At 68.0% G+C, this 25330-nt stretch carries 26 protein-coding genes; 17 read left to right on the top strand and 9 right to left on the bottom strand.

The genetic code is table 11. The features are described 5' to 3' along the window. Positions 1–117 precede the first annotated feature (117 nt). The 3 genes from ACUVWL_RS14075 to ACUVWL_RS14065 all read right to left on the bottom strand — a co-directional run bounded on the left by ACUVWL_RS14075 (position 118) and on the right by ACUVWL_RS14065 (position 2988). Positions 118–549 (bottom strand): hypothetical protein, encoded by a 432-nt coding sequence (locus tag ACUVWL_RS14075; protein ID WP_049406097.1) that lies wholly within the window; start codon positions 547–549, stop codon positions 118–120. 149 nt (positions 550–698) lie between these two features. After that, entirely contained in the window at positions 699–1664 is a 966-nt protein-coding gene (locus tag ACUVWL_RS14070; RefSeq protein ID WP_049406099.1) for a ribokinase, read from the bottom strand. A 25-nt stretch (positions 1665–1689) separates the two neighbouring features. Continuing rightward, a complete protein-coding gene (locus ACUVWL_RS14065; RefSeq protein WP_014645968.1) occupies positions 1690–2988 on the bottom strand; it encodes a NupC/NupG family nucleoside CNT transporter in 1299 nt (432 codons plus the stop codon). A gap of 193 nt (positions 2989–3181) precedes the next feature. Between ACUVWL_RS14065 and ACUVWL_RS14060 the strand changes: the two genes are divergently transcribed. From ACUVWL_RS14060 to ACUVWL_RS14040, 5 genes are all read left to right on the top strand, one after another. Beyond that, positions 3182–4153 (top strand): aldo/keto reductase, encoded by a 972-nt coding sequence (locus tag ACUVWL_RS14060; RefSeq protein WP_445978469.1) that lies wholly within the window; start codon positions 3182–3184, stop codon positions 4151–4153. Between the two features lie 193 nt (positions 4154–4346). Next, positions 4347–4541 carry a hemin uptake protein HemP gene (gene hemP / locus ACUVWL_RS14055; protein ID WP_005412278.1) on the top strand — a complete coding sequence of 65 codons (195 nt, stop codon included), beginning with the start codon at positions 4347–4349 and terminating at the stop codon, positions 4539–4541. 153 nt (positions 4542–4694) lie between these two features. After that, a complete protein-coding gene (locus ACUVWL_RS14050) occupies positions 4695–6887 on the top strand; it encodes a TonB-dependent hemoglobin/transferrin/lactoferrin family receptor (RefSeq protein WP_445978468.1) in 2193 nt (730 codons plus the stop codon). A gap of 4 nt (positions 6888–6891) precedes the next feature. After that, positions 6892–7491 carry a hemin transporter gene (locus ACUVWL_RS14045; protein ID WP_032956720.1) on the top strand — a complete coding sequence of 200 codons (600 nt, stop codon included), beginning with the start codon at positions 6892–6894 and terminating at the stop codon, positions 7489–7491. A 73-nt stretch (positions 7492–7564) separates the two neighbouring features. Continuing rightward, positions 7565–8500, top strand: a complete 936-nt coding sequence (locus ACUVWL_RS14040; protein WP_032956723.1) for a DUF6607 family protein — start codon at positions 7565–7567, stop codon at positions 8498–8500. A 102-nt stretch (positions 8501–8602) separates the two neighbouring features. Here ACUVWL_RS14040 and ACUVWL_RS14035 read toward each other — a convergent pair whose 3' ends face one another. Continuing rightward, positions 8603–11113, bottom strand: a complete 2511-nt coding sequence (locus tag ACUVWL_RS14035) for an ABC transporter permease (RefSeq protein ID WP_445978467.1) — start codon at positions 11111–11113, stop codon at positions 8603–8605. Continuing rightward, positions 11110–11757 (bottom strand): ABC transporter ATP-binding protein, encoded by a 648-nt coding sequence (locus tag ACUVWL_RS14030; RefSeq protein ID WP_075076551.1) that lies wholly within the window; start codon positions 11755–11757, stop codon positions 11110–11112. Before ACUVWL_RS14030 ends, ACUVWL_RS14035 begins: the two co-directional genes overlap by 4 nt. Before the next feature lie 75 nt (positions 11758–11832). Here ACUVWL_RS14030 and ACUVWL_RS14025 point away from each other — a divergent pair, with 75 nt between their 5' ends. The 3 genes from ACUVWL_RS14025 to ACUVWL_RS14015 all read left to right on the top strand — a co-directional run bounded on the left by ACUVWL_RS14025 (position 11833) and on the right by ACUVWL_RS14015 (position 14701). Further along, on the top strand, positions 11833–12474 hold the full coding sequence (locus ACUVWL_RS14025; RefSeq protein WP_032956728.1) for an arylesterase: 642 nt from the start codon (positions 11833–11835) through the stop codon (positions 12472–12474). 87 nt (positions 12475–12561) lie between these two features. Next, the gene (locus ACUVWL_RS14020; protein WP_002811889.1) at positions 12562–13275 is read left to right on the top strand and encodes a response regulator transcription factor; all 714 of its coding nucleotides are present in this window, start codon (positions 12562–12564) and stop codon (positions 13273–13275) included. 154 nt (positions 13276–13429) lie between these two features. Next, the gene (locus ACUVWL_RS14015; protein ID WP_014645975.1) at positions 13430–14701 is read left to right on the top strand and encodes a sensor histidine kinase; all 1272 of its coding nucleotides are present in this window, start codon (positions 13430–13432) and stop codon (positions 14699–14701) included. A 135-nt stretch (positions 14702–14836) separates the two neighbouring features. On the opposite strand, the gene ACUVWL_RS14010 is transcribed toward ACUVWL_RS14015, so the two are convergent. Then, positions 14837–15538, bottom strand: a complete 702-nt coding sequence (locus tag ACUVWL_RS14010) for an SGNH/GDSL hydrolase family protein (protein ID WP_014645976.1) — start codon at positions 15536–15538, stop codon at positions 14837–14839. 213 nt (positions 15539–15751) lie between these two features. On the opposite strand from ACUVWL_RS14010, the gene ACUVWL_RS14005 reads away from it, so the two are divergent. The 9 genes from ACUVWL_RS14005 (at position 15752) to ACUVWL_RS13965 (ending at position 23132) form a co-directional block, all read left to right on the top strand. After that, positions 15752–16147: a diacylglycerol kinase gene (locus ACUVWL_RS14005; RefSeq protein WP_014036025.1), complete on the top strand. Its 396-nt coding sequence runs from the start codon at positions 15752–15754 to the stop codon at positions 16145–16147. A 33-nt stretch (positions 16148–16180) separates the two neighbouring features. Further along, positions 16181–16930 carry a TerC family protein gene (locus ACUVWL_RS14000; RefSeq protein WP_005408127.1) on the top strand — a complete coding sequence of 250 codons (750 nt, stop codon included), beginning with the start codon at positions 16181–16183 and terminating at the stop codon, positions 16928–16930. A gap of 226 nt (positions 16931–17156) precedes the next feature. After that, positions 17157–18317, top strand: coding sequence for an MFS transporter (locus ACUVWL_RS13995; protein WP_014645977.1), 1161 nt, complete (start codon positions 17157–17159; stop codon positions 18315–18317). A 544-nt stretch (positions 18318–18861) separates the two neighbouring features. Continuing rightward, positions 18862–19482, top strand: a complete 621-nt coding sequence (locus tag ACUVWL_RS13990; RefSeq protein WP_049404134.1) for a LemA family protein — start codon at positions 18862–18864, stop codon at positions 19480–19482. 3 nt (positions 19483–19485) lie between these two features. Further along, positions 19486–20373, top strand: a complete 888-nt coding sequence (locus ACUVWL_RS13985; protein WP_262094085.1) for a TPM domain-containing protein — start codon at positions 19486–19488, stop codon at positions 20371–20373. Beyond that, positions 20373–20867, top strand: a complete 495-nt coding sequence (locus ACUVWL_RS13980) for a TPM domain-containing protein (RefSeq protein ID WP_032955917.1) — start codon at positions 20373–20375, stop codon at positions 20865–20867. The genes ACUVWL_RS13985 and ACUVWL_RS13980 overlap by 1 nt, the downstream gene beginning before the upstream one ends. Before the next feature lie 89 nt (positions 20868–20956). Next, a complete protein-coding gene (gene lgt / locus ACUVWL_RS13975; protein ID WP_014645981.1) occupies positions 20957–21844 on the top strand; it encodes a prolipoprotein diacylglyceryl transferase in 888 nt (295 codons plus the stop codon). Next, the gene (locus ACUVWL_RS13970) at positions 21841–22635 is read left to right on the top strand and encodes a thymidylate synthase (protein WP_049440158.1); all 795 of its coding nucleotides are present in this window, start codon (positions 21841–21843) and stop codon (positions 22633–22635) included. Before lgt ends, ACUVWL_RS13970 begins: the two co-directional genes overlap by 4 nt. Positions 22636–22640: 5 nt before the next feature. Next, positions 22641–23132: a dihydrofolate reductase gene (locus ACUVWL_RS13965; protein ID WP_049440214.1), complete on the top strand. Its 492-nt coding sequence runs from the start codon at positions 22641–22643 to the stop codon at positions 23130–23132. A gap of 128 nt (positions 23133–23260) precedes the next feature. Here ACUVWL_RS13965 and ACUVWL_RS13960 read toward each other — a convergent pair whose 3' ends face one another. From ACUVWL_RS13960 to apaG, 3 genes are read right to left on the bottom strand one after another with little or no spacing between them, the layout of a single operon-like run. Further along, on the bottom strand, positions 23261–23905 hold the full coding sequence (locus tag ACUVWL_RS13960) for a DUF1287 domain-containing protein (protein ID WP_126411744.1): 645 nt from the start codon (positions 23903–23905) through the stop codon (positions 23261–23263). Beyond that, a complete protein-coding gene (locus tag ACUVWL_RS13955; RefSeq protein WP_014645985.1) occupies positions 23902–24918 on the bottom strand; it encodes a symmetrical bis(5'-nucleosyl)-tetraphosphatase in 1017 nt (338 codons plus the stop codon). Before ACUVWL_RS13955 ends, ACUVWL_RS13960 begins: the two co-directional genes overlap by 4 nt. 15 nt (positions 24919–24933) lie before the next feature. After that, positions 24934–25317, bottom strand: a complete 384-nt coding sequence (apaG, locus tag ACUVWL_RS13950) for a Co2+/Mg2+ efflux protein ApaG (protein ID WP_008268668.1) — start codon at positions 25315–25317, stop codon at positions 24934–24936. Positions 25318–25330 lie beyond the last annotated feature (13 nt).

Here is a 25330-nt window from a genome sequence, read left to right as displayed (position 1 = left end):
GGCCGTGCCGGGCGCGGTCCGGTTCAGGCCGATCGGCACCGACCTCATGCCGTACCGGCATCAGCAGATGCTTGACGGTTGCTTCCGCCGCCCCCACGGGCGGGCGATGGTGGGCGGCTACCCCAGGCTCTGCCAGGCCTGGCGGGTACCCAGAGCGAAGGCCAGCCCCAGGCCCAGGCAGACCAGCGAGCTGACCGCCCAGAAGCGCGTGCCGTTGTACCCCGGCCGGAACAGCGCCAGGCCGAAGCCCATCGCGGCACGCAGCAACAGCAGCGCGGCGATGCCGGGCAGGACCAGGCGGCTGGCCGGCAGCGGCGAATGCCAGCCCGCGGCGGCCAGTGCGTACAGGGTCCAGGCCACCAGCACGGCAGTGATGCCGGCGGTCATCAGCGGTGGCCACCAGTGCCCCGCATGCGCCAACCGGACCACGCGCTGGCCGGCACCGAAGTACCTGTACCACGCGGCGCCGAAGGCGATGCAGCCGATATGCAGCAGCGCCGCCACGGCACTGCCGGCGGCCGCGACCAGCAGCCAGGGGAATCCGTCCATGTCCTGCCCGTGCGAGGAAGCTGCGCGGATGGTGGGCGAGGGGCAGGATGTGGGCAATGCGACAGGCGGTCGCAGGGGCTGGGCAATGGGCAAAAGAAAGGCCCGGGTGTCTGCACACCCGGGCCTTGTCATCCACGCGTGGCGTGGAATTACTTGGTTTCAGCGTCGGCCGGGGTGAAGCGCGGCATCGCCGCAGCGGCGCCTTCCTTCTCGGTCGAACGGCCGGCGAACTGGTTGGCGAAGCGCACGTGGCGGGCGAACGGGGCGTCGGCCACCTGCGCCAGCGACGCGGCCAGCGCACCGTTGAAGGCGTCACCGGCACCGGTGGTGTCGATCGCCTGCACCTGTTCGGCACCCACGCGGTAGTACGGCTGGGTATCGCCGCGCAGGTTCTCGTCGGCATGCGACACGAACACGCCCACCGAACCCAGGGTCACCACCACGGTGCCGTTGCCGACCAGCTTGCGGCACAGCGCGTGCAGGCTGGCGCCATCCAGCGCGGCGACGTCGTTGGCATCCACGCGCTCACCGACATGACGGCCGAGCAGGGCAGCGAACTCGGTTTCGTTCGGGGTGATCACATCGGCCAGCTTGAGCAGGCCGATGGTCGAGGGCGCATCGGCCGGTGCGGTATTGAGCACGGTGGTGACACCGGCCTCGCGGGCCGTGGCCAGCGCCGCTTCGATGGTCTGCACCGGCGATTCCAGCTGCACCAGCACCACCTTGGCGCGGGTCAGCAGGGCCTGCTGCTGTTGCAGGAAATCGGTGCCCAGCGCGGCGTTGGCACCCGGGCCGATCACGATGGTGTTGCGGCCACGCGCGTCCACGTAGATGCCCGCGGTGCCGGTTGGTTCGCTGCTGGCCTCGGCGATCAGCGCGAAGCCATCCTGCGCAGCCAGTTCACGCGCGGTGGCGCCACCGGCGTCATCGCCCAACGCGCACACGAAGTGCGTGTCGGCACCGGCGCGGCAGGCCGCCACCGCCTGGTTGAAGCCCTTGCCCCCGGGGCCGGTGCTGTAGCGGCCGGCAATGGTCGCACCCGGTGCCGGCAGCGACTCACACCGCCACACGTGATCGACATTGAAGGAACCGACGACAACGACACTGCTGCTCATAGGGAATCTTTTCTCAACCAAGGGTTCAACTGAAGTGCGTCAGCACGCCGGCGATGGTCGCCGTCATGAAGGTGGCAATGGTACCGCCCAACACCGCGCGCAGGCCGAACTTGGCCAGGTCGTGGCGACGTTCCGGGGCCAGGCCGCCGATGCCGCCGATCTGGATCGCGATCGAGCTGAAGTTGGCAAAGCCGCACAGCGCGTAGGTGGCGATCAGGCGACCTTCCTCGGACAGGCTCACGCCGGCCACCTGGCCGTTCACGATCTGCGACAGTTCGGTGTAGGCGACGAATTCGTTGATCACGACCTTCTGGCCGATCAGCGAACCGACGGTGGTGGCATCAGCCCACGGGGTACCGATCACCCAGGCGATCGGGGCCAGCACGTAACCGAAGATGGTCGACAGGTTGGTCGGCTTGCCGATGGCAGCGGCCAGGCCGGTCACCTCGCCGATCCAGGTCAACGGGGCGTTCAGCAGCGCGATCAGGGCGATGAAGGCCAGCAGCATCGCGCCGATGTTCAGCGCCAGCTTCAGGCCGTCACCGGCACCGGCAGCGGCCGCGTCGATGATGTTGCTGGAGGTCTTTTCGACTTCCATCTTCACCGTGCCGCGGGTCAGCGGGGTGCCGGTTTCCGGAATCAGCAGCTTGGCCACGACCAGGGTGGCCGGTGCGGCCATGATGCTCGCTGCCAGCAGGTGCTTGGCGTAGAAGGCCTGCTGCGCCGGGTCGCCACCGCCGAGCATGCCCACATAGGCCGCCAGCACGCCGCCGGCGATGTGGGCCATGCCGCCGATCATCATGGTCAGCAGCTCGGACTGGGTCATCCTGGCGATGTACGGGCGCACGGTCAGCGGCGCCTCGGTCTGGCCGATGAAGACGCTGGCGCAGACGCTGGTGGTTTCCGCGCCGGACACGCGCATCACCTTGGTGATCGACCACGCCATCACGCGCACGATCGCCTGCATGACGTTGAGGTGGTACATCACCCCCATCAGCGCCGAGAAGAAGATGATGGTCGGCAGCACCTGGAAGGCGAAGATGAAGCCGTAGTTCTTGGTGTCCATCAACGAGCCGAAGATGAAGCCCGAGCCTTCGTTGACGAAGCTGAGAACCTTGACGAAGCCCTTGCCCAGCGCATCGAACACGTCGCGGCCGCCCGGCACCAGGATCACCAGCGCCGCGAACGCGATCTGCAGGGTGATACCGGTGGCAACCAGCTTCCAGTCAACCGCACGCTTGTTGTTGGAAAACAACCAGGTGATGCCGATCAGCACCGCCAACCCGAACAGGCCGAAGCCGATCCTGCCCAAACCTTCGACCATGTGAGTGACTCCCCTGGGGCGTCGCGAAAAACGGGAAGCCTAGTGCAGGGCAGGGGCCGGGGCAAGAAAAAGCAGCGTGCGCGCATCTATCGGTACCGATCAGGCCAGCAACGGCAAGGGCTTGCGGCCGGCGGCGGCAGGTAGAATGGGGCTCGATCCCGGCCCGGATGCGGGCCCGCAGCAGGAGATTCGCATGCAATACCGTCGCCTGGGCTCCACCGGCCTGCCGATTTCCGCCCTGTCCTTCGGCGCCTGGGTGACCTTCGGTGACCAGATCCCGCGCGACGAGGCCCGCAACCTGGTGGCCGCCGCCTGGGACCACGGCGTCAACTTCTTCGACAACGCCGAGGGCTATGCCAACGGCCGCGCCGAACAGGTGATGGGCGATGTGATCGCCGACCTGCGCCTGCCGCGCGACGGCATCTGCGTCTCCAGCAAGGTGTTCTTCGGCAGCGCCAAGGACCCACGGCCGACCCAGCGCGGCCTGTCGCGCAAGCATGTGACCGACGCTTGCCATGCGGCGCTCAAGCGCCTGCGGGTGGACTACCTGGACCTTTATTACTGCCATCGCCCGGATCCGGACGCGCCGGTCGCCGAGACCGTGCATGCCATGGATACCCTGGTGCGGCAAGGCAAGATCCTCTACTGGGGGACCTCGGAGTGGTCGGCGGTGCAGATCCAGCAGGCGCTGGACATCGCCGAGGCGCGCAACCTGCAGGGCCCGTCGATGGAGCAGCCGCAGTACAACCTGCTGCACCGCGAACGGGTCGAGGTCGAGTACGCGCCGCTGTATGCCGGTGCCGGCCTGGGCACCACCATCTTCTCGCCGCTGGCGTCGGGCCTGCTGAGCGGCAAGTACGACCAGGGCATTCCGGCCGATGCGCGGCTGGGCCGCGAGGGCATGGAATGGCTGCAGGCGCTGGTGCTGGGTGACGACGCCGAGGCCCGTCTGGCCCAGGTGCGCCGCTTCAGCGAGATGGCGCGTGCGCTGGGGCAGGCGCCGGCCACGCTGGCCATCGCCTGGTGCCTGCGCAACCCGAACGTCTCCAGCGTGATCCTCGGTGCCAGCCGGGTCAGCCAGCTGCTGCAGAACCTGCAGGCGCTGGAGGTGCTGGAGCAGGTCGACGCCGCCGGCTGGGCCGACATCGAAGCCGCCTTCGCCTGAACCCGGGGGCCGACCGGGCCTCGGGGGCCTCGGTAGAGTCGACTCTACACGGCTGCGTCGCCACTCGATTGACATGGTCTATCGAATTTCAGAATTCGATCATTAATCTCATCAATCAAATTGAGAATGGTTGTTGATTGTCAACTGAGAATCATTATCATTTGACTCGTCCCTCGCACGAGTCCAGATGCTCATGAATGCTCAACCTGTACTGCTGCGCCCCGAAACGCTGACCCTCCGCGATCGTCCGGTCCGTGTCGTTCCGCCGGAAGAGGTCATCGACAGCGAAGCCCTGCTCAAGGGCCGTCGTGAAATCCTGATCCAGCACGGCGACCGCTTCTATCGCCTGCGGCACACCAGCAACGACAAGCTGATCCTGACCAAGTAATCGCGGCCTGGTCGCCCGCCCCCCTCCCTCCTGCCGGCCGCGCCGGCAGGGTGGGCGATCGGTCCGCTCCCGCTCTCTCCCCCTCGGTCTACCGCGTGCACCCTCCGGGTGTGCCGGTAACCGGGGGTTCCCCTGCCTGACCGAACGAACCCGATGACCCGCCCTACCGCCCTTTGCCTTGCCGTCTGGATGGCCCTGCCGCTGTCCGCCCATGCTGCTGCCGCGGCCACCGCCGCGCCCGATGCGCGCGAATTCGACCGTGTGCAGGTCACCGCCACCCGCACCGAGCGGGCGGTGAGCGATGTGGCGGCCACCGTGGACGTCATCGACCGCGAGCAGATGGACCGGCACCTGGTGCAGGACATCAAGGATCTGCTGCGCTACGAGCCGGGCCTGTCGGTCAGCCGCAGCGCCGCGCGCTTCGGCCTTGGCAGCATCCGCATCCGTGGCCTGGACGGCAACCGCGTGCGCGTGCAGACCGACGGCATCGCCATGCCCACCAGCTTCAACATCGGCTCGTTCTCCAACGCCAACCGCAACTTCACCGATCTGGATACGCTCAAGCGCGTGGAGATCGTGCGCGGCCCGGCCAGCTCGCTGTATGGGTCCGACGCGCTCGGGGGTGTGGTCGCCTTCGTCACCAAGGATCCTGCCGACTACCTCAAGGATGGCAAGGACAGCTACGTCGGCCTGAAGTTCGGCTACGACGGTGAGTGGAAGGGCCTGCTCGGCGGCGTGACCAGCGCGTTCGGCGGCGAACACTGGAGCGGCATGGTCAACATCAACCATCGCCAGGGCCAGGAAACCGGCAACAAGGGTGATGTACGCAGCCTCGACAATACCCGCACCGCGCCCAACCCGCAGGACCGCGATGGTCGCAGTGGCCTGGCCAAGCTGGTCTATGCGCCGAGCGAGGCCCAGCGCTTCCGCCTGACCGTGGAAGGCAACGAAGACAACACCGATACCAACGTGCTGTCCTCGATCGACCGCACCACGACCACCGGCATGAAGGCGCGCGATACGCAGAACCGCACCCGCGTGTCGTTCGCCCATGAAATGGATGCGCTGGACAAGGGCTTCGCCGACAGCCTGCATTGGCAGCTGTATACCCAGCACAGCGAAACCACCCAGATCACCGACGAGGACCGCGCCAACCGCAGCCGCCGCCACCGCGAGTTCAACTTCGACCAGCGCGTCTACGGCCTGCAGGCGCAGTTCAACAAGGCGTTCAGCACCGGCAGCGTCGAACACGCGCTGACCTACGGTTTCGAGGGCGCGCATACCGAGATCCGCCAGAAGCGCGACGGTTACCAGGTGCTGGCCAATGGCCAGACCAGCACCACCATCCTGCCCGACGCCTTCCCGGTGCGCGATTTCCCGATCAGCAAGACCACCGAGCTGGGCCTGTACGCACAGGACGAAATGCGCATGGCCAACGGCAAGCTGTCGCTGGTGCCGGGCGTGCGCGTGGACCGCTACGAGCTGAAGCCGGAGGTGGACAGCATCTTCGCCGACGACAATCCCGGCGTTGCGGTGGCCAGGCTGACCAAGACCAGCGTCTCGCCGAAGCTGGGCATGGTCTATCGCTTCACCGACGAATGGTCGCTGTTTGCCGGCTATTCGCATGGCTTCCGCTCGCCGCCGTACAACGACGTCAACCTGGGCTTCACCAACTTCGCCTTCGGTTACACCGCCATTCCCAATCCGGACCTGAAGCCGGAAACCAGTGACGGCATGGAGCTGGGCCTGCGCTTCCTGTCGCCAGCGGCCTACGTCAGCCTCAGCGGCTACTACAACGAGTACAAGGACTTCATCGAGTCGCAGTCGCTGGTCGGCACCAACGCCCAGGGCCTGATGGTGTTCCAGTCGCGCAACATCGCGGATGCGCGCATCTATGGTGCCGAAATGAAGGCCGGCGTCGACTTCGGCCAGATCAGCCCGGCGCTGCAGGGCTGGGCGCTGCGCAGCTCGGTGGCCTGGTCGCGCGGCGACAACAGGACCGAAGACACCCCGCTGGATTCGGTCGACCCGCTGCGTGGCACCGTCGGCCTGATGTACGACACCGACACCTGGGGCGTCGAACTGGCCGGTACCTTCGTCAAGCGCAAGGACCGCGTCACCGCCGCCACGGTGTACCGCCCGGCCGGCTACGGCGTGGCCGACCTGATGGCGCACTGGAACTTCGCCCCGGGCGCCACCTTCAACGTCGGCGTGTTCAACCTGGGCGACAAGCGTTACATCGACTGGTCCAACGTGGGTTCGACGCTGTCGCCGGGCAGCCGCGTGCTGGACCGCTATACCAACCCGGGCCGCACCCTCTCCGCCAGCCTTGCCGTTTCCTGGTGACCTCATGAGCCGAGCCTTGTCCGCACGCAGGAACGACGCCATCGCCGCGCAGGGCAGCGCGGCCTGGCCGACGCCGGCACAGCTGGCCACGCTCGGCACCGTGTTGTGCCTGTACCGCGCCGACGGCAACGAGCTCGGTGGCTGGCGCCAGGCAGTACGCGTGCATGCCTGCCAGGGCGTGGACAGCGAGGGCGTGCGCGAAAGCCTGTGCTTCCTCGATGCCCGCGGCCGCTGCGTGTGGCGGCTGTACCTGTTGCCCGACAGCGATTTCCTGGCCTGGGACCGGCTGGTCGCGGCGCTGCCGCCGGGCCCGGAGCATGACAGCGAGGGCAGTGTCGGCGAACGCCTGTGGCGGCGCCTGGCCGGCCATCTCGGTGGCCAGCGCTGGCGACTGTGCGCGCTGCGCCTGCATGCCGCCGACGACGGCCGCACCCTGGCTGCAAGCCTGTCGACGTTGTCCTCGCTGGGCGCAGCCACCGCGCGTCGCATCGCGCGGCTGGAAGGTGCCGAAGGCGAGCTGGCGATCGACGATTGCTGCTGCGCCGATGCTGCACGTCGCTCGGCGCCGCGGGTTCCCGGCGACCTGCCGCTGATCCGGCTGTAACCCTTTCCCGATGGAACGCCTGTCGGCCACGGACGGCCTCTCACTGCATCTGCAACCCCGAAGGAAGACCCCGATGAAGCTCCAGACAGCCAGCGTCCTGCTGCTGCTCGCCACCAGCGGCGTGGCCAGCGCGCAGCCCTCCGGCATCGCCCGCGACCACGACAGCATCCTTGCCATGCAGGGCGAGTACACCGTCGATTTCGCATTCGACGAGACCGTGCTGCTGAAGCCCGGCTACGAGCGCGCCCCGGCGATGCGCAGCGGCGGCAACGAACTGGTGATCGTGGTCGAGGACACGCCGAAGCGCATCGTGCTGCAGCACCTGCTGCTGGACGAGAAGAGCGGCCACATCACCAAGCACTGGCGCCAGGACTGGGTCTACGAAGCACCGAACCGATTCGAGTTCAGCGCCGACCAGACCTGGCAGGTACGCCGCATTCCCGCAGCGGTGAACCAGGGCGCCTGGACCCAGTGCGTGTACGAAGTGAGCGACGCACCGCGCTACTGCGGCACCGGCAAATGGACCTACACCAACAACGTGCCGAGCTGGACCAGCGACCTCAGCTGGCGCCCGTTGCCGCGCCGTGAGTACACCAAGCGCAGCGACTACAACGCGCTGGCCGTCGTCAACCGCCACACGCTCACGCCCAATGGCTGGACCCACGAGCAGTTCAACACCAAGGTGCAGCGCAACGCCGACGGCAGCCAGGTGGAGATCGCACGCGAGTTCGGCTTCAACGACTACGTGAAGACCACCGAGGTCGACTTCACCCCGGCGCGTGACTACTGGAAGGCCACTGCCGGCTACTGGGCCAAGGTGCGCCAGCGTTGGGACGGCTTTCTCGGCCAGGCCCCGGGCGTGCACCTGAAGACCAAGATCGATGGCATGGCGATGATCATTCCGCTGTTCACCCAGGCCGAAGCGATCCAGTCCGGCAAAAAGGTGAAGGACAAGCAGATCGACGAGGTGTTCGCCAAGTACGTGGAAAAGGCGCCGAAGGAAGGCTGATCGCCGCGATGGAGAGAGGTGCCGGGGGTACCCGGCACCGCATTCACCGGCTGCCGGTGGGGGCCGGGCTTGCTCGGCACGCCATCCGGAGGCGCAACCGATTCAGGCCTCGCGCAGCGCCAATGCCGGCGGCGTATGCAGGATCGCCCGCGTACCCCACCAGCCCGCCAGCAGGCTCAAGCCGATGCCGACCACGCCGCCGATCAGCAGGCCCGGCCACGGCGGCAGCAAGGGCAGCTCGAACACCTTCTGCGACACCGCCACGCCGATCGCTGCGGCCGCGCCCACCGCCAGCAACGCCGCCAGCGTGCCCAGCGCGCCGAACTCCACCAGCACCGCGCCGCGCAGCTGGCGCCGGGTCGCGCCCAGCGTGCGCAGCACCGCGCTGTCGTAGCGGCGCTCGCCGGCGGTGGCCTGCAGCGCCGCCAGCAGCACCAGCACGCCGGCCAGCAGGCTGAACACCATCACCAGCTGCACTGCCTGCGCCACGCGCTCCATCACATCGCGCACCTGCGAGATCACCGCGTCCACGTCCAGCAGCGACAGGTTCGGCTGCGCGCGCACCAGCTCGCCCAGCCCGGCCGCGTTGCCGGACGGCAGATGGAAGGCCGACAGCAGGTTGTGCGGGGTATCGCCCACCGCATTGGGGTTCAACAGCACGAAGAAATTCGGGCGGAATGTGTTCCAGTCCGCCTTGCGGATGCTGGTGACGGTGAACTCGCGCTGCTGCTCGCCTACGGAAATCGTAATGCGATCACCCAGGTGCGCGCCGTAGCGCCGCGCCCAGCCGGTTTCCACCGAGGCTTCCGCCGCGGTGCTGCCGGCCTGCCAGAAGCGGCCCTCCAGCAGCGCATTGGCGGGTGGGAAGCTGCTGCGCCAGCTGAAGTTCAGCGGCCGGTACTCGTCGTCGTCCTCGCGCGGGCCGTTGTTCGCGCCGTTCCCCTCGGCGGCGGCCTGGTCCACGCGCAGCGGCGGCTTGCCGTTGATCGCGATCAGGCGGCCGGTCGCCATCGGCTCGATACTGGCGTCGCCGGCGCGCAGTCCACGCAATGCGGCCAGCACACCGTCGCGTTGTTCGGGCTGGATGTTGATCAGGAAGTAGTTCGGCGTATCCGCAGGCAGGCGCTCGCGCCACTGCTGCAGCAGGCCGGGTCCGGTCACCGCCAGCAGCAACAACGCGCACAGCGACAGCGACAGCCCCACCAGCTGCATCACCGCCAGCAGCCGGCGCCGGGTCAGCGCGGCCAGGCCCAACCGCCAGTTGCCATGCAGGCGGTGCTGCAGGCCGCGCAGCAGCTGCAGCAGCACGAAGCCGACCGCACCGGCCGCCAGCGCCAGCGCGGCCAGGCCGCCCAGCACCCACAGCGCCAGTTTCAGATCGCCGGTGACCTGCACCGCCAGCAGCAGGCTGGCCGCCAGCGCCGCCACATAGGCCAGCAGCGACGCCGGCGGCAGGGCGGCGAAGGAACGGTTGAGCACCCGCATCGGCGGCACCCCGCGCAGGCGCAGCAGCGGTGGCAGGCCGAAGCCGAACAGCAGCAGCAGGCCGATGCCGGCACCGGTCAGCGCCGGCATCGCTTCCGGCAGCGGCAGGCGCTGCGGCACCAGGCTGCCCAGCACCTGCACCAGGCCTTCCTGCGCGGCCATGCCCAGGCCGATGCCGAGCGCACAGGCTGGCACCGCCAGCATCAGCAGCTGCAGCGCCAGGCCCAGCAGGATGTCGCGCTGGCGTGCGCCCAGGCAGCGCAGGATCGCCACCTGGTCGATGCGACGCAGGGCGAAGCGGTTGGCCGCCAGCGCGGTGGCCACACCGGCCAGCAGTACCGCCAGCAGCGCGCTCAGGCCGAGGAAGCGCCCGGCCAGATCGAATGCCTGGCGCACGCCACGCTGGGTGTCGTCCACGCTCAGCAGGCGCAGGCCTTTCACCTGCGGCAGCAGCCACTGGCGCAGCGCCGCGATCGGCTCCGCTGCGCCGGCGAACATCAGCCGGTAGTTGATACGGCTGCCCGGGCCGAGCAGGCCCGTGCCCTCCACATCAGCGCGGTTGACCAGCAGGGTGGGCGAGAGTGTCAGCAGGTCGCCACCGCTGTCCGGCTCGGCCTCGATGATGCCGGCGATGCGCAGCGTGCCGGCGCCGAACTCGAGGTCATCGCCGGCCTTCAGCCCCAACCCCTGCAGCAGGCGTGGGTCGGCATAGGCCTGGCCCTTGGGCGGCATGCCGGCATCGGCGATCAACGCACCGCCGGGCGTGGCCCGGACCCGCAGCGTGCCGCGCAGTGGATAACCTGCCTGTACCGCCTTGATGCTGGCCATCTGGCTGGCATCGCCGTTGAACAGCACGCTGCCGAAGCTGGCGATGCGGGTATGCGCCAGGCCGCGCTGTTGCGCCTCGTCGGCGAATGCCTGCGGCGGATCATCGCGCCCGGCGATGCCGAGGTCGCCGCCGAGCATTTCCGCCGCGCTGCCGGTCAGCGCCAGGTTGACCCGGTTCACCAGCGTGCCCACCGCAGTCATCACCGCCACGCCCAGCACCAGCGCGGCGAACACGGTCAGCAGGTCGCCGGCCAGCGCCTCGCGGCGCAGCGCGCGCCACGCGTGGCGCAGCACGTTCATGCCTGTGCCCCACGCTCGACCGGCAGCAGGCGGCCGTCATCGATGCGGTGGATGTACTGGCAACGCTGGGCCAGGCGCAGGTCGTGGGTGACCAGGACCAGGGTGGTGCCGCTGCCGGCGTTGAGTTCGAACAGCAGGTCGCTGATGTGCTGGCCGGTGGCGTGGTCCAGCGAGCCGGTCGGTTCGTCGGCGAACAGGATGCGCGGGCGGGTGACGAAGGCACGTGCCAGCGCCACGCGCTGCTGCTCGCCGCCGGACAGCTGGCGCGGGTAGTGGCGGGCGCGATGGGCCAGGCCGACCTGCGCCAGCACCTCGTCCACCCGCGCGCGGTCCTCGCGTCCGGCCAGTTCCAACGGCAGCGCGACATTCTCGGCGGCAGTCAGCGCCGGCAGCAGGTGGAAGCTCTGGAACACGAAGCCGACCGCACGCGCGCGCAGCTGGGCCCGTGCTTCTTCATCCAGGTCGCCCAGGTTCTGGCCCGCCAGCGCGACGTGGCCGCGGCTGGGCAGGTCCAGTCCGGCCAGCAGGCCGAGCAGGGTGGTCTTGCCGGACCCCGAAGCGCCGACGATGGCCACACTGGTGCCTTCATGGACGGTCAGGGTGATGTTGTCCAGTATGTGGACTTCACCCTCCGGGCCCTGCACGGACTTGCCGACCTGGTCGACGGCGATGGCGACGGGCGTGCTGCGGGGGGACAGGCTGTCGATGAGGAGACTCCAATGCGCAAGACGGGATGGAGCCGGCGAGCCGGCGCGATGATGGTGCTGCTGCTGGGATTGCTGCTGCCCGGGCTGGCCGGAGCCAAAGACCCGGCAGGCACGGTGCTGGTGCTCGGCGACAGCCTCAGTGCTGCCCACAATATCCCTGCCGACGCCGGCTGGGTCAGCCTGTTGCAGCAGCGGGTCAGGCAACAGTCGAAAACACCGGCGCGCATCGTCAATGCCAGCATGAGCGGGGAAACCACGGCCGGCGCGCTGACCCGCCTGCCGGGCCTGTTGGCGAAGGAAAAGCCGACGGTGGTGGTGATCGCGCTGGGCGGCAACGACGCGCTGCGCGGGCTGACCCCGGCACAGGTGCAGGGCAACCTGGAAAAGATGGTACAGGCCAGCCAGAAGGCCGGCGCCAGGGTGCTGCTGCTGGGCATCGACGTGCCGCCCAACTATGGGCCCGCTTACCGCCAGCGCCTGGCGGCGGCCTACAAGGCGCTGGCCACGCAGTACAAGGTGCCGCTGCTGCCGTTCCTGCTGGAGGGCGTGGCCCTGCAGCCGGGCATGATGCAGGCCGATGGCCTGCACCCCACGGCGCAGGCGCAATCGAGGGTGCTGGACAACGTCTGGCCACTCCTGCGGCCCCTGCTCTGAACGATTTACAACCCTCTTGACGGAACTTCACATCGCGTCCACCGTCGATCCGGCATGTTTCACAAAGCTGAAGTTAGAGGGAATCACATGCGTCAGACGAAGGAGACCTCCGGCTTGGTGCTGGTGGTCGAAGACAACCGCAACATCTCCGAGATGATCGGGGAATACCTGGAAGGTCGCGGCTTCGAAGTCGACTATGCACAGGACGGCCTGGATGGCTACCGCCTTGCGGCGGAGAACAGCTATGACGTCGTGGTGCTCGACCTCATGTTGCCGCGCCTGGATGGCATCGAAGTATGCCGTCGCCTGCGCAACGATGCGCGCAAGTCCACCCCGGTGCTGATGCTCACGGCACGCGACACGCTGGACGACAAGCTCACCGGCCTCGGTTTCGGCGCCGATGACTACCTGACCAAGCCGTTCGCGATCCAGGAGCTGGAAGCCCGCCTGCGCGCGCTGATCCGCCGCGAACGCCGCCAGGTGGGTTCGGAAGTGCTGAAGGTCGCCGACCTGGTGCTCGATCCGGTCAGCATGCGGGCCACCCGTGCCGGTACCGAACTGCAGCTGTCGCCGATCGGCCTGCGCCTGCTGACCATCCTGATGCGCGAATCGCCGCGCGTGGTCACCCGCCAGGAGATCGAACGCGAGATCTGGGGCAATGGCCTGCCGGATTCGGACACCCTGCGCAGCCATCTGTACAACCTGCGCAAGATCATCGACAAGCCGTTCGACCGTCCGCTGCTGCACACCGTGCAGAGCGCCGGTTACCGCATTGCCGATATCGCCCAGCCGATGGCCTGATCGGGGCCAGGCCGGTGCAGCATCAGGCCCGGCCGGGCAACGACCCCCGCACCGGGCACGGATGACCGGCCGGCACTGCCGCCGGTCATCCTCCGTGCACGACTACGGCGCAGCGCGCTGCCTATAATCGCAGCGCTCTGACCGGGACCCCGCAATGCCGCACGGCCTGCCGCGCAAGATCCGTATCGCCTTCATCCTGCAGGCAGTCCTGGCCAGCCTGGGCATCCTGCTCGGTGCCTGGCTGGTTTCGCTGGTGATCAAGCACAGCCTGGTCGGCGCCGCCCTGCGCGAGGAAGCGGCCTATTACTGGACGCTGCACGAGGCCTCGCCGGTGCAGCCACCGCCCAACACACAGAACATCCGCGGCTACCTGCTGGAAAGCGGGCAGTCGGCGCTGTCGTTGCCGGCCAACCTGCGCAACCTGGAACCCGGTTTCCACGAGCTGCCCAAGGATGACCAGCTGGTACTGGTCGATGTGCGTCCGGCCGGCCGCCTGTACCTGGTGTTCCTGCGTTCGCGTGCGGAGATGCTGGCGTTCTGGTTCGGCATCGTGCCGGTGCTGCTGACCCTGTTGGCGGTGTATGGCGCCAGCTGGGTCACCTACCGGGCCTCCAAGCGCCTGGTGTCGCCGGTGAACTGGCTGGCACGGCGCGTCTCGCGCTGGGACCCGGGTCACCCGGAGGCGGCCGACCTGGAACCGAACAAGCTGCCCGCGGACATGCAGGGCGAGACCCGGCAGCTGGCGGCCGCGCTGCATTCGCTGGCCAACCGGGTCAGCGCGCATGTGGCGCGCGAGCGCAATTTCACCCGCGATGCGAGCCACGAGCTGCGCACGCCGTTGACCGTCATCCGCGTGGCCAGCGACATGGCCCTGGGCGATGAAACCCTGCAGCCGCGCCTGCGCCGCAGCCTGCAGCGCATCCAGCGCGCCGGCCGTGACATGGAAGCGGTGATCGACGCGTTCCTGATCCTGGCCCGCGAGGCCGACGTCGAACCCCAGATCGAGCTGTTCGACGTCAACGACATCGTCCGCTACGAGGTGGACAACGCCAACGAACTGCTGGGTACGCGTCTGGTGTCAGTGCACCTGCACAGCGAAGGCCCGGTGCAGCTGCACGCGCCGCCGCGGGTGCTGCAGGTGGTGGTCAGCAACCTGGTGCGCAACGCCTGCAGCTACACCGACGAAGGGCGTATCGACGTGCACGTGCTCAATGACCGGGTGGTGGTGCGCGACACCGGCATCGGCATGTCCGCCGAGGCGCTGTCGCGCGCGTTTGAACCCTTCTACCGCGCCGAGCCGAGCCGCCCGCAGGGCACCGGCCTGGGCCTGTCGATCGTGCGCCGGCTGTGCGACCGCTTCGGCTGGAAGGTCAGCCTGGCCAGCCAGCCGGGCAAGGGCACCGAAGCCACGGTGGTCTTCCGGTAACGTGGCGACCTGCCGGGGTCGGATCCCGTTGCGGCGCAACCGGCTCTGACCCCATCCCGCTGAAATGTCGGTAGATCCAGGCCATGCGTGGATGGGGTGCGGTAGCGCCGGGCCATGCCCGACGTCCACAGTGCCTCAGTTGCAGTTGACCTTCGGCGCCAGCGCCTTGGTCCAGATCGCATAGCCGGCCGGGGTCATGTGCAGCATGTCCTCGCGGAACAGCGTCGCGTCCGGCTGTCCATCGGCGCCGAGCATCGGCGTGTAGATGTCGGTGAAGCCGGTGTTGGGCAGCCTGGCCAGCGCAGCCTTGATCAGCGCGTTGGCTTCGTTGATCGCCGGCAGCAGGTGCGCACGCGACGGGCTCGGCTTGATCGACAGGTACTCGACCCTGGTCTTCGGCAGGTCGCGGTGCACGCGCTGCACGAAGGCGACCACGTCATCTCGCACCTGCATGGCGCTGCGGCCGCTGTTGAGGTCGTTGTCACCGGCGTAGAAGAACACCTTGCACGGCGCATACGGCACCACGATCTGGCCGGCATACCAGGTGCTGTCGCGCACTTCCGAACCGCCGAAGCCGCGGTTGAACACCGGCTGGCCGGGGAAGTCGGTGGCCAGGCTCTCCCAGAAGCGGATCGAGGAGCTGCCGATGAACTCGATGCCACCACGGGGCGGCGGGTTGGCCTGGTCGGCGCTGGCGAAGCGGGCCATGTCGCCGGCCCAGGCCACATTGGAGACCTGTTCGGGCACCTGCGGCGGCCTGGCCGGGCTCAGGGCCTGGGCAAGCGGTGCGGCAGTCAGCAGGCCCAGCATCAGCAGGCAGGTACGGCGACGGGACATCAGGCGCTCCAGCAGGCAAGGGGAGCTCCATCATAGAAGCACGGCCCAGCCCGGTGCTTGCCCCTGGCAGGCCGTTCAGCGGGCCGGTGCGGGGTGCGGTTGGCGGCCTTGTGGCAAAATGGCGGCCATCTGCCTATTCCTGTGCACCCATGATTTCCTGCCGTGCGTCTGAGCGGTCGCTGCGCCGCGCCCCTGTTGCTGGATGTTCCACCCGTGGCTGATCAGTTCGGCCACATGCCCCGCGGCCCGCGCCGCATCTTCCAGGCCGCCCGCTGGTCCTGGCAGGGCCTGCGCGCCGCCTGGCTGCACGAGTCCTCGTTCCGGCTGGAGGTATACCTGCTGGTGATGCTGACTCCGGTCGCGATCTGGCTGGGCCAGACCCCGGTCGAACGCGCGCTGCTGATCGGCTCGATGCTGCTGGTGCTGGCGATGGAGCTTGCCAACTCGGCCATCGAAGCGGTGATCGAACGCTACGGCAGCGAGATCCACGAGCTGGCTGGCCGCGCCAAGGACATGGGCTCGGCAGCGGTGTTCGTGCTGATGATGAACGTGCTGCTGTGCTGGGCGCTGGTCGTGGTTCCGCACGCGCTGGCCGGCAGCTACGGCTGAAACCCCATTCCCCCACTGCCTTGAAGAGTTTCCATGTCCTTTGAGTTCCTCGCCGACCCCAATGCCTGGGTGACCCTGTTCACGCTCAGCGCGCTGGAAATCGTGCTCGGCATCGACAACCTGGTGTTCATTTCCATCGCGGTCAGCAAGCTGCCGGAAGAGCGTCGTCCGTTCGCACGCAAGCTGGGCATCGCGGTGGCCTGCATCACCCGCATCGGCCTGCTGGTCTCGCTGGCCTACCTGGCGCACATGGCGGCCAACCTGTTCACCGTGGCCGGCATGGGCATTTCCATCCGCGACCTGGTACTGATCGTTGGTGGCCTGTTCCTGATCATCAAGGGCTGCATGGAGATCAAGGAACTGATCAGCGGTGGCGAGGACGAAGACCCCAGCACCACCAAGGCCTCGGCCGTGTTCGGCTACGTGATCGCCCAGATCGCGGTGATCGACATCGTGTTCTCGCTTGACTCGGTGATCACCGCCGTCGGCATCGCCGACCACATCCCGGTGATGGTGGCGGCCATCCTGCTGTCGGTGCTGGTGATGCTGCTGGCCGCCAACCCGCTGGGCCGCTTCATCGACGCCAACCCGACCGTGAAGATGCTGGCCCTGGCCTTCATCCTGATGATCGGTGCGGTGCTGATCCTGGACGGCCTGGACGTGCACGTGCCCAAGCCCTACATCTACGCCGCGATGGGCTTCTCGGTGCTGGTGGAGTGGCTGAACCTGCTGATGCGCCGCCGCGCCCGCGAACACAACGTGCCGGGCGCCGGCAACTGGTAAGCGCGCCATTGGCACGTGTGTCCCAGAACCCCCGGCCTGGCCGGGGGTTCTGCGTTGTGGGCGCGGCTCTACAACGAACGGCGCTGCGGTTTTTGCACTTGCGGCGGCGTTCCGGCCTCCACTTGTGAATCAGGATCAACAGTGTTTTCCCGGGCCGAGGCTTAATCCGGCGCAGCAAAGCGCGCAGGCTACGCACTCCCGATTCCCGCCCCCCAGGAAACCCCCCATGAATTCCAGAGCCGCCTTGCTGGCGCTTGCCGTTGGCGCCTTCGCCATTGGAACCACCGAATTTGCCCCGATGGGCCTGTTGCCGGTCATCGCCGACGGCGTGGGGGTTGGCATCCCCACCGCCGGCATGCTGATCACCGCCTACGCCGTGGGCGTGATGCTGGGCGCGCCGGTGATGACCCTGCTGATGGGCCGTTTCGGCAAGCGCACCGCGCTGATGCTGCTGATGTCCATCTTCGTGGTCGGCAACCTGCTGTCCGCGCTGGCGCCGAACTACGGGCTGCTGCTGCTGTCGCGCCTGGTCACCAGCCTCAACCACGGCGCCTTCTTCGGCATCGGTGCGGTGGTCGCCGCCAGCCTGGTGCCGAAGGAAAAGCAGGCTGCCGCCGTGGCCACCATGTTCATGGGCCTGACCATCGCCAACATCGGCGGCGTGCCGCTGGCGACCTGGGTCGGCCAGCAGCTGGGCTGGCGCCTGTCCTTTGCCGGTACTGCGGCGCTGGGCCTGATCGCAATCACCGCGCTGGGCTTCGCGCTGCCGGCATCTGCACCGGGGCCGCGCCCGGACGTGCGCCGCGAACTGAAGGCGATCCTGCAGCCGCCGGTGCTGCTGGCGATGGCCACCACCGTGCTCGGCGCCGGTGCCATGTTCACCCTCTATACCTACGTCGCACCGGTGCTGACCGAATTGACCGGCGCCTCCAATACCTTCATCGCGATCTCGCTGGCGCTGATCGGTATCGGCTTCACCCTCGGCAACGGCATCGGTGGGCGCATGGCCGACTGGTCGCTGGATGGCGCCACACGGATCCTGCTGGCCGTCCTGGCGGTGCTGATGTTCGTGCTGCCGCTGGCCTTCATGAGCCACGCCACCGCCGCCCTCGGTGTGCTGCTGTTCGGCGCGGCGACCTTCGCCCTCGTACCGCCGCTGCAGATCCGGGTGATGCAGGCGGCCAGCGAGGCGCCGGGCCTGGCGTCGTCGATCAACGTCGGTGCGTTCAACCTGGGCAATGCGGTGGGTGCGGCGCTGGGCGGTGCGGTGATCAGCTCGGGCCTGGGCTATGCCGCGATTCCGGTGGCCGGTGGCCTGCTGGCGGCATCGGGCCTGCTGCTGGCGTGGCTGGGGCGTCCCCGCACTGCGGTGGCTGAGGCCTGCTGAGGGGTGTTGGATTCCGGCAGGGCTTGCAGCCCTGCACCCGCCGAATCAACGTCAACGTCAACGGCAAAAGCCTGCATTCCGTGGGTTGGCGGGTGGGTCCGGTTGAGGGGGACGCTGCAAGTACGTCCATGTAAGCTCGGTCGCCGCATCCACGCGGCTCACGCCCCCTCAACCGGACCCACCCCGCCTTCGACAGATTCCCGCGATCTGTCGTAACGGCGTTCCGCTCTGGTAGGTGTCGACCTTGGTCGACACGAATGCCTGAAGAACCGGCTTTTGCTTTTGATTTTTTCTTTTGATCCTCCCGCGGTGCGCAGGAAATTGTCCGTGGCCGGGAGGGTGGGTTGGCTGGGGGCGTGAGCCGCATGGATGCGGCGACCGAGCTTACATGGACGTACTTGCAGCGCCCCCCAGCCAACCCACCCTCCCGGCCGACCCCGATAACGCTTCCTTGCCACCCACCGCGGAGGGGGCGGCGCCCGATGGCCGGTCTTTCACCCGAACCGTGGCATGCTCGGTGCCCAGTCCACCCGGAACCTCCGCCATGCGCCTGTTCACCCGTGTCCTGCCCCTGATGCTGCTGGCCTCCCTGCTGTCCGGCTGCGGCTACAACGCCATCCAGCAGAAGGATGAGGCGGTCAAGGCCAGCTGGTCCGAAGTGCTCAACCAGTACAAGCGCCGCGCCGATCTGGTGCCCAACCTGGTGCAGACGGTGAAGGGCTTTGCCAGCCAGGAAGAGCGCGTGCTGACCGAAGTCACCAACGCCCGTTCGCGCGTCGGCCAGATCAACGTCAACGCCGACGACGAAGCCTCGCTCAAGCAGTTCCAGCAGGCCCAGGGTGAACTCGGCAGCGCACTGTCGCGGCTGCTGGTGGTCACCGAGAACTACCCGGTGCTGAAGTCCGACCAGAACTTCCGCGACCTGCAGGCCCAGCTGGAAGGCACCGAAAACCGCATCACGGTTGCGCGCGGCCGCTACATCCAGCAGGTGCAGGACTACAACACCTACATCCGTTCGTTCCCGCAGGTGGTCACCGCCAAGATCTTCGGCTACAAGACCAAGCCGAACTTCACGGTGGACAACGAAGCGCAGATTTCCAACGCGCCAGCGGTCGATTTCGGCAACGCGCCGCAGCAGCAGCCGGCGCCGCAGCCGGGTCACTGACCGATGCGCCTGGCCACTGCGCTGCTGGCCCTGCTGCTGTGGCTGCCGTTGGCAACGCAGGCACAGCCGCTGGCGCCGATTCCTGCGCTGGACTCGCCGGTGGTCGATACCACCGGCACGCTGGACGCCACGCAGAAGCAGGCGCTGGTGCAGCAGGCGATCGAGCTGCAGCAGCGCAAGGGCAGCCAGCTGCAGGTGCTGGTGGTGCCCACCACCCAGCCGGAGGACATCGCGCAGTACACCACGCGGGTCTTCGATCAATGGCAGATCGGCCGCAAGGGCGTGGATGACGGCGTGCTGCTGGTGGTGGCCAAGGATGACCGGCGCGTGCGCATCGAGCCGGGCTACGGCCTTGAAGGCGCCATTCCCGATGCCATCGCCAACCGGGTGATCCAGGAATACCTGGTCCCGCGCTTCCGCAGCGGCGACTATGCCGGCGGCATCACCGATGCCACGGCGGTGCTGGTCAAGCTGATCGACGGCGAACCGCTGCCGGCACCGGTCAGCGGTCATCGCGGGCGCGAGCCCGGTGGTGGTGGCGATACCTGGTTCCTGGCGCTGTTCATCGGCGTGTTCGCCGGCAGCATCCTGCGCGGGGTCTTCTCGCGCGTGCCGCGTCCGCTGCGCGGCCTGCTCGGCGGCGCGGGTGCGGCGCTGGCAGCATTCCTGTTCACCTCCACGCTGCTGGCCAGTGGCCTGGCCGGCGTGGTCGGCCTGATCGTGGCGATGCTGTCCGGCCACCCGGGTCGCTTTGCCGGCGGTGGCGGTTGGGGCGGTGGCGGCTGGGGTGGCGGAGGCGGTTTCGGCGGGGGCGGTGGATTCGGTGGTGGTGGTGGCTGGGGCGGTGGCGGCGGCCGTTCCGGTGGCGGTGGCGCTTCGGGAGGCTGGTGATGATCCAACGTCTGTTCCGCCATGTATTCTCGCCCTCGGTGCGGCGTGCCTTCCCGCCGGCCACATTGCAGGCGATCACCGAGGCCATCGCGGCCGGTGAGCAGCGCCACGGCGGGCAGGTGATGTTCGCGGTGGAAGCGGACCTGCCGCTGGGGGCGCTGTGGCACAGGGTGACCCCGCGCCAGGCCGCCGAGCATGCCTTTGCGCGCCTGCGAACCTGGGATACCGCCCACAACAACGGCGTACTGATCTACCTGCTGCTGGCCGATCACGCGATCGAGATCGTTGCCGACCGTGGCCTGCACGGCCGGGTCAGCCCGGCGCAGTGGCAGCGGGTCTGCACCCACCTGCGCGAGGGCCTGCGCGGGGCCCATCCGGTCGAGGCATTGCAGGATGCCATCGACGAGGTCTCCAGCCTGATCGAAGGGCACTTTCCGGCCGCCACGCGGTCCGAGCATGACGCGTTGCCTGACGCGCCGCAGATCCTGGACTGAACCCTGATCTGCGGCGTGGTCCTCCGCCCGCCCCGGCCCCGGGCGGGGCAGGGACGCTAAAATACCCGTACTCCCGCCAGGCGTTTTCCATGATCTATTTCCACGACATCGACCCCATCGCCCTTTCGCTGGGGCCGATCAAGGTGCACTGGTACGGCATCATGTACCTGCTCGGCTTCACCGCGGCGTGGCTGCTGGGCCGCACGCGCATTGCCGCGGGGCGCCTGCCGGGCGTCGATGCCAACGGCTTCTCCGACCTGCTGTTCTATGCCATGCTCGGCGTGGTGCTGGGCGGGCGCATCGGCTACATGCTGTTCTACGCGCTGGGCGATTTCCTGCACAACCCGCTGCTGCTGTTCAAGGTGTGGGACGGCGGCATGAGCTTCCACGGTGGCCTGCTGGGCGTGCTGGGCGCCTGCTGGTGGTGGTCGCGCAAGCACAAGCTGCATTTCTTCGACACCATGGATTTCATGGCGCCGCTGGTGCCACTGGGCCTGGGCTTCGGCCGCATCGGCAACTTCATCGGCGCCGAGCTGTGGGGCAAGTACACCGACGGGACCTGGGGCGTGGTGTTCCCGTCCGGCCTGCCGGCCCCGCTGAACCAGCTCGACCACGCGACGCTGCAGGCGCAGTTCGCCACCGGCGCATTGAACCCGTACGCCCGCCATCCGTCGCAGCTGTATGAAGCGTTCCTGGAAGGCCTGGTGATGTTCGTGGTGCTGTGGGCGGTGTCGGCCAAGCCGCGCCACCGCTACCTGGTGGGTGGCCTGTTCGCGTTGATGTACGGCCTGTTCCGCTTCGCGGTGGAGTTCGTGCGCATGCCGGACAACGGCGTCTACGTGGCCTTCGACTGGCTGACCCGTGGCCAGATCCTCAGCCTGCCGCTGATCGCCTTCGGCCTGGTGCTGCTGGTGATGTCGCGCCGCGCGCCGGTACTGCAGCCGCAGTTGCCGGTGGCTGCCGAGGGCAAGGCATGAAGCCCTACCTGGACCTGCTGGCGCACGTGCTCGAGCACGGCGCCGAGAAGAGTGATCGCACCGGTACCGGCACCCGCAGCGTGTTCGGCTGGCAGATGCGCTTCGACCTCAACGAAGGCTTCCCGCTGGTCACCACCAAGAAACTGCACCTGCGCTCGATCATCCACGAGCTGCTGTGGTTCCTGAAGGGCGACACCAACATCGGCTACCTGAAGGACAACCAGGTGCGCATCTGGGACGAGTGGGCCGACGAGAACGGCGACCTCGGCCCGGTCTACGGCAAGCAGTGGCGCAGCTGGGCCACCGCCGACGGCCGCCAGATCGACCAGATGCAGTGGCTTGTGGACGAGATCAAGCGCAACCCCGATTCGCGCCGGCTGGTGGTCAGTGCCTGGAATGTGGGCGAGCTTTCGCAGATGGCGTTGATGCCATGCCATAACCTGTTCCAGTTCTACGTGGTGGACGGCAAGCTCAGCTGCCAGCTGTACCAGCGCAGCGGTGACATCTTCCTTGGCGTTCCGTTCAACATCGCCAGCTACGCGCTGCTGACCCACATGGTGGCGCAGGCCACCGGCCTGGGCGTGGGCGACTTCGTGCATACGCTGGGTGACGCGCACCTGTATTCGAACCATTTCGAGCAGGCCCGCGAGCAGCTGTCGCGTGAACCGCGCGCGCTGCCGAAGCTGTGGTTGAACCCGGAGGTGACCGACCTGTTCGGCTTCCAGTTCGACGACATCCGCATCGATGGCTACGACCCGCACCCGGCGATCAAGGCGCCGGTGGCGGTATGAGCGCCCTGAAGCTGTCGATGATCGTGGCGCTGGACCGCAACCGTGGCATCGGCCAGGGCAATGCCATGCCCTGGCATCTGCCGGATGACTTCAAGCACTTCAAGGCGCTCACCCTGGGCAAGCCGATCCTGATGGGGCGCAAGACGGCCGAGTCGATCGGCCGCGTGCTGCCGGGGCGGACCAACCTCGTACTGACCCGCAGCGGCCAGGTGCCGTTCGAGGGCATGCGTGCGGTGGCGTCGCTGGACGAGGCGAAGGCGATTGCCGAAGGCGAGGGCGCCAGCGAGCTGTGCATCATCGGCGGCGGCGAGATCTTCCACCAGTTGCTGGACCAGGCCAGTGACCTGTACCTGACCTGGGTCGATGCCGAAGTCCCCGCCGATACCCATTTCCCCGAAGTGGACGTGCAGGACTGGCAGGAAGTGAGCAGCGAGCCGCACCCTGCCGACGAACGGCACGCCTACGCGTTCCGCTTCGTGCACTACGTGCGCCGCTGATCGCGGAAATACCAACGAAAACACCGACGGGGTAGAGTCGACTGTTGGTCGACTGCTCTCGGCGGTCACCCGAAAAACCCGCGCTGCGCGCGATAGTCGACTAACAGTCGACTCTACCGGGACTGTCGCTACGGCATCCGGTAATGCCCGATGATCGCGTGCTGGAACAGCAGGTTCTCTTCGCGCGTGCCGCGCGCGATGTTGTGCAGCACCAGCGGTGTGCCGTTGGCCAGGCGCCGGTCAGAAACGATGCCCACGTGCAGCAGGCCGTTGCCATTGAGCTTCCAGGCAACGATGTCGCCGGCCGCGTAGTCGGCGGCGAGGGCTGTGATCGGTTGCTGCCAGCCCTGGCGCTCGAACCAGCGCATCAGGTTCGGTACACGACGATGATCGATGTTGCGGTCCGGCCGTGACAGGCCCCAGATCGCCGGATAGGCACTGAAACTGCCGCGCATGTCCTCATGCACGCGTGCCTGCAGGTCCAGGCCCAGATCGCGCAGGGCGCGCACCACCACGTCCGTGCACACGCCGCGATCCAGTGGCACGTCGCCGCCAGGATAGGCCAGTACCTGGTAAGCAGGATCGTAACGGGTGGTGACGCCGACCTGCGCGCGGGCTGCGGCCACCAGTGGCGGCGAAGGGGCCTGCGGCTGCGTCGGCGCATGTGCAGCACCATCCGCAGCCGTGGGAGCAGGCGGCGAGCCGGGCTGGCAGCCGCTGGCCAGGGCCAGCGTCAGCAGCACCGTCCCTGGTGCCCAGCCGCGCCGCGTCACGCCTGCGGCGGGGGACTGTTGTGGGTGCCGCCACCCGCGCCGCCCCCTCCGCCACCACGACGGCGACGGCGGCGTGGGCCACGGTTGCCCGGGGTGGCAGCGGCGTTGCCGCCCTGTTCCTTGCCCTGCGTCGCGGCGCCGGGGCGCTCGTGCGCCGGTCGCGCCGGCGGGCGGGCGTTGGGCACGGGTGCCGGTACGTCGCGGCCCGGAACCTGCACCACGCGCAGCTCGTCGGTATCAAGCTGGAGCGCGGTCAGCTTGCCGCCCCAGACCGCGCCAGTGTCGATGGCGTGCACGCCCTGGGTGATGGTCAGGCCCAGCGCCGACCAGTGGCCGCAGACGACCTTGAGGTCGCGCTCGACCCGGCCGGGCACTTCGAACCAGGGATACAGCCCCTGTTCCTGCGTGCCCGGCGTGCCCTTGTCCTCGATGCCGATGCGCCCCCGCGGGGTGCAGTAGCGCATGCGGGTGAGCACGTTGATGATCGCGCGCGAGCGGTCGTAACCGGACAGGTTCGGGGCCCAGCTCGGCTTGTCGCCGTACATGTTGCGGAACAGCTTGCGGTAGCCGGCGCCATGCAGTTGCACCTCGACCTCGGCGGCATGCTTCTCGGCCATCTGCGTGGTCCACTTCGGCGCCAGGCCGGCGTGCACCATCATCCAGCCCAGCTCGCGGTCCACGTGCACCAGCTTCTGCAGGCGCAGCCAGTCCAGCAGTTCGTCGCGGTCCTCGGCCTGCACGATGCGCAGCAGGTCCGGGTTGACCTTGCGCTGTTCCTCTTCGGTACGCGAACCGACGGCCAGCAGCGAAAGATCATGGTTGCCCAGCACCACCACGCTGTGCTCGCGCAGCGAGTGCACCAGCCGCAGCGTTTCCAGCGACTGCCCGCCGCGGTTGACCAGGTCGCCGCAGAACCACAGGGTGTCCTGCGCCGGGTCGAAGCGGATCTTCTCCAGCAATCGCTGGGTGACGTCATAGCAGCCCTGCAGGTCGCCGATCGCCCACACACTCATCGTTCGGCCTCCGTGTCAGTGCAGGGTACGCGGCACGGCCAGCACGAAGGGTGCGACCGGCGCGGCAAATTCGGTGCCATCGTCGGCGACCATGTCGTAGTGCCCCTGCATGGTCCCGTGATCGGTCCCCAGCATGACACCGGACGTGTAACGGAAGTCTTCACCGGGGCGCAGCCGCGGCTGCTCGCCGATCACCCCGTCGCCATCGACATGCTCGACACGACCATTGGCATCGGTGATGCGCCAGTGGCGGGCGACCAGGCGTGCCGCGACCCGCCCCTGGTTGTGGATGCGGATCGTGTAGGCGAACGCAAAGCGACCGTCTTCCGGCGCGGATTGATCGTCGAGGAAGCGCGGCGCGACTTCGACGGAGATGGCATAAACGTCAGCGTCTTCCATACCGGCAGTGTAA

This window comes from Stenotrophomonas muris, from assembly GCF_052751275.1.
Note: the sequence above shows the minus strand (reverse complement) of the source record. Positions and strands in the feature narration are given on the sequence as shown.